Annotated in this window: 2 protein-coding genes; one reads left to right on the forward strand and one right to left on the reverse strand. The window is 42.0% G+C overall.

What is annotated here, in order from left to right; genetic code table 11:
- Positions 1-243: 243 nt before the first annotated feature.
- Complete coding sequence (locus AC1DPQ_RS21990; RefSeq protein ID WP_477578529.1) at positions 244-2,934, reverse strand: cation-translocating P-type ATPase; 2,691 nt, start codon at positions 2,932-2,934, stop codon at positions 244-246.
- A 255-nt stretch (positions 2,935-3,189) separates the two neighbouring features.
- Here AC1DPQ_RS21990 and AC1DPQ_RS21995 point away from each other — a divergent pair.
- The coding region (locus AC1DPQ_RS21995; protein WP_477610876.1) for a PAS domain S-box protein at positions 3,190-3,374 on the forward strand (185 nt) is incomplete at its 3' end.

A 3,374-nucleotide genomic window follows, 5' to 3' on the forward strand; every position in this document is an offset into this window, starting at 1 on the left:
ATATAGATCTGGCAATAAAAATTAAGACTAATAAAAAAAACATATCAAGTCGCGATATCATTCTAATCTGGTATGTTTAATCAAATATCCTCAACTATTCCGGGCCGGGAAATGATAGTGGTCATGTTTAATAGAGATGTTGATCCTAAAATAGAAGATCAAGACTGGTAAGCATGTTATTTAGCAGGTAATTTATATAGCCCGTTCGTGGTTTATTTGTAGGCACTAATTGTACTGTACGGATTATTTTTGATGCTTTTTACCGAAAATCAACTTGTAAAATTGAACCAGTATCAGCGGCAGTGTACCTGCAAAAATTGCGGCGAGCCATGCCTGTAATGGTATTATATTGAGATGAAGAACCTGCCGGCTTTGGGGAAAAACATACACCAAAGTGATAAGAGAAAAGCAGAATATGATTGCCATCCATACGAATTTATTTTTGGTCACCTCATTTTTCGTCATTCCCGAGCGCAAAGAAGACATATTGAATACATGAAATAATTGGGCAGCGGCCAGCGTAATAAATGCTACATTATTGATGACCTCTACTTTTTCACTTACATATCTCATACATATAAAAATCGCAAGCATAACCGAAAGCGTCATGAGCACGGCATAAACCAAAATCACCAGCCAGTTACGGTTAGATATAATCTCAAGGCCAGGATCTCTTGGGGCCTTCAACATAATGGATTTATCTCCCCTTCCCAGGCCAAGAGCAAGCGCAGGAAAGACATCAGTAACCATATTCAAAAACAGAATCTGTAAGGGAAAGAGGATGGCACCAGTTCCCAAAAAGCCCAGTAGGGTTACAATAATAATTTCACTCAGGTTACAGGATATCAGATAGATAACAAAGCGCTGGATATTCTGAAAGATCTCTCTTCCATTGGCAACGGCCCGGGTAATCGATACAAAGGAGTCGTCCTTAAGCACAATATTTGCAGTTTCTTTTGCCACTTGAGTGCCCCTTAGTCCCATGGCAATCCCTACATCTGCCTTTTTTATTGCTGGCGCATCATTTACACCGTCTCCGGTCATCGCCACCAAAAAGCCAGCCTTCTGATAGGTATCCACAATTTCGAGTTTCTGTTTAGGAGAAGTTCTGGCAAAGACAGTAGTGGAAAGAATCCTATCCCTCCACTCCTGATCCAATAAGTCTTCCTGTGGAAGAGCATTCCCCAATATGACCTGATCATCCGCTATTTCTGTGATGCCAACCTGTTTTGCAATACTTAAAGCTGTTAACGGATGGTCTCCGGTAATCATAACGATTTTTATACCTGCAGAGCGGCAGGTTGAGATAGCGCCTTTGATATCACTCCGCGGAGGATCCAAAAACCCAACCATCCCCACATAGGTCAGTTCAGTTATGAAGTCGCCATCAGGCATTTCATTCAGGCTTTTGAAGGCAAAAGCCAATACCCTTAACCCACTTGCTGAAAGGTTTTCTGCATTGGCGAGTATTTTTTCCCGATCACTGGAAGTGATTTCATTTAAACTATTTCCGGACTGGATCTTTGTGCACTTTAAGATCAAACCTTCAACTGCCCCTTTCACTGAAATGAAATAACCATTTCCATTTTGATCGGCAGTTGCCATCAGTTTAGTTTCAGCACTGAAGGGAATCTCCGATTTTCTCTGGTAATGTGCTGCAGAGCCCTCCCTGGAAAACGCGGCGGCTTTGTTCAATAGCAATAAGGCAATTTCAATAGGATCACCAGATACCTTAGACGTCTCAGTTTGATCAACAGGGGCGTTGTTACAAAGCGTGCCGATTTTAACCAATAGCTCAAAATTTTCCTGGCTTCTGTTTATACCCTTATCATCATACACCAGATGTCCCTTTTCCATAGAAACATGTACTTCTTCGTCAGGAAAAGACAGGACTTTTACAAAAATCTTATTTTCTGTTAGGGTTCCGGTTTTATCTGTAAGGATGACATTCACTCCCCCGAGCGTTTCGACCGAGGAAAGTCTTTTGACGATTGCATCTCTTTTTGCCATGCGCAGCATGCCAAAAGCGAGCGCAACCGTTGCCACAATAGGAAGGCCTTCAGGAAAGGCAGCCACAGCAAGTGCTATTGACGTTTCCAGAATCTCGAGCCAGGGTTTCCCTTCAATAAAAGCGGTGAGTGCAAAGAAAGCCGTCATGAAAAGGGTGATGTAAATTAACTTTTTGGTCAGATTTCCGATTTTGATATCCAAAGGTGATTTGGTGGCAGCTGAACGACCAACCATCTCGCTGATCTTACCCAGTTCGGTGTTTGCTGCAATGCCTGTAATAATGGCTTTGCCATTTCCATTCATCACCGCCGTACCTTTGTATACCATGTTTATTGATGCAGACGCATCAGTATCTGCCCCCTGGCTATCGCTTGTTTTAAGGATGGGAAATGATTCCCCAGTCAATGCAGACTCATCTACCTGAAGTCCGTTTGATTCGATAACCCGGCCATCTCCAGACACCATGTCTCCGGAATCAAGCAGCAGCAAATCTCCAGGGGTCAACTGTTCGGAAAGCACATCCATGGTTTTTCCGCCCCTAACGACTTTAGAGACACTTAGGTCCATTTCTTTCAGCGCCCGCATGGAACTCCTTGCCTGTAGTTCCATAAAAAAACCTATCAGGGCGTTAACCAAAATAACGATAAATATGGCGATGGCTTCCAACGAGTTTTTAAAATATAGCGATGCAAATGCAGCAACAAACAGCAGGTAAACGATAGGACTTTTGAATTGCTCAAAAAACATCTGCCAGATACTTTTGACCTTTTGGCTGACGTTAATGTTGAGCCCAAATTGGACTGAACGTAACGAAGCCTCATTAATACTGATACCCTGCTGCCCATCTGTTTCAAAAGCATTAAGTAGCTCATCAACGCTTAAAACTGGAACAGGTGTATTATTGGCAGCTAAGTTATTGTTCATCTTCTTTTTATAACAGTCAATGCCAGAATTGACAGATGACGCTACATATAGCAAAAGTACCGCCCCAATTGTAGTTAGAAATGATATTCCCTACCTGAATTGATGATGCTCATCACGAGCGGTTAAGCATTCTTCCATTTTTGAATGACTATCTTAAGCGTGCTGATATTCTTTAAAAGAATAAAATCCAAACAATCCCCGCTGGCGATGGTTCTATTAATGCAGCCAAAACATTTAGCTGTTAATCAATAAATTATGGAAAATGCCGTATTGCTAAAGGCAATTATTGACCATGCAATAGACGGACTGATCACTATTGATGACAGCGGTGTGGTAGAGTCGATTAATCCATCTGCATGCCGTCTTTTCGATTATGATCCTGAAGAAGTAATCGGCCGAAATATATCCATGCTGATGCCTCAGCCAGACAGATCTTACCA

The sequence above is a fragment of the Pedobacter sp. 01T416_2 genome (assembly GCF_056398925.1).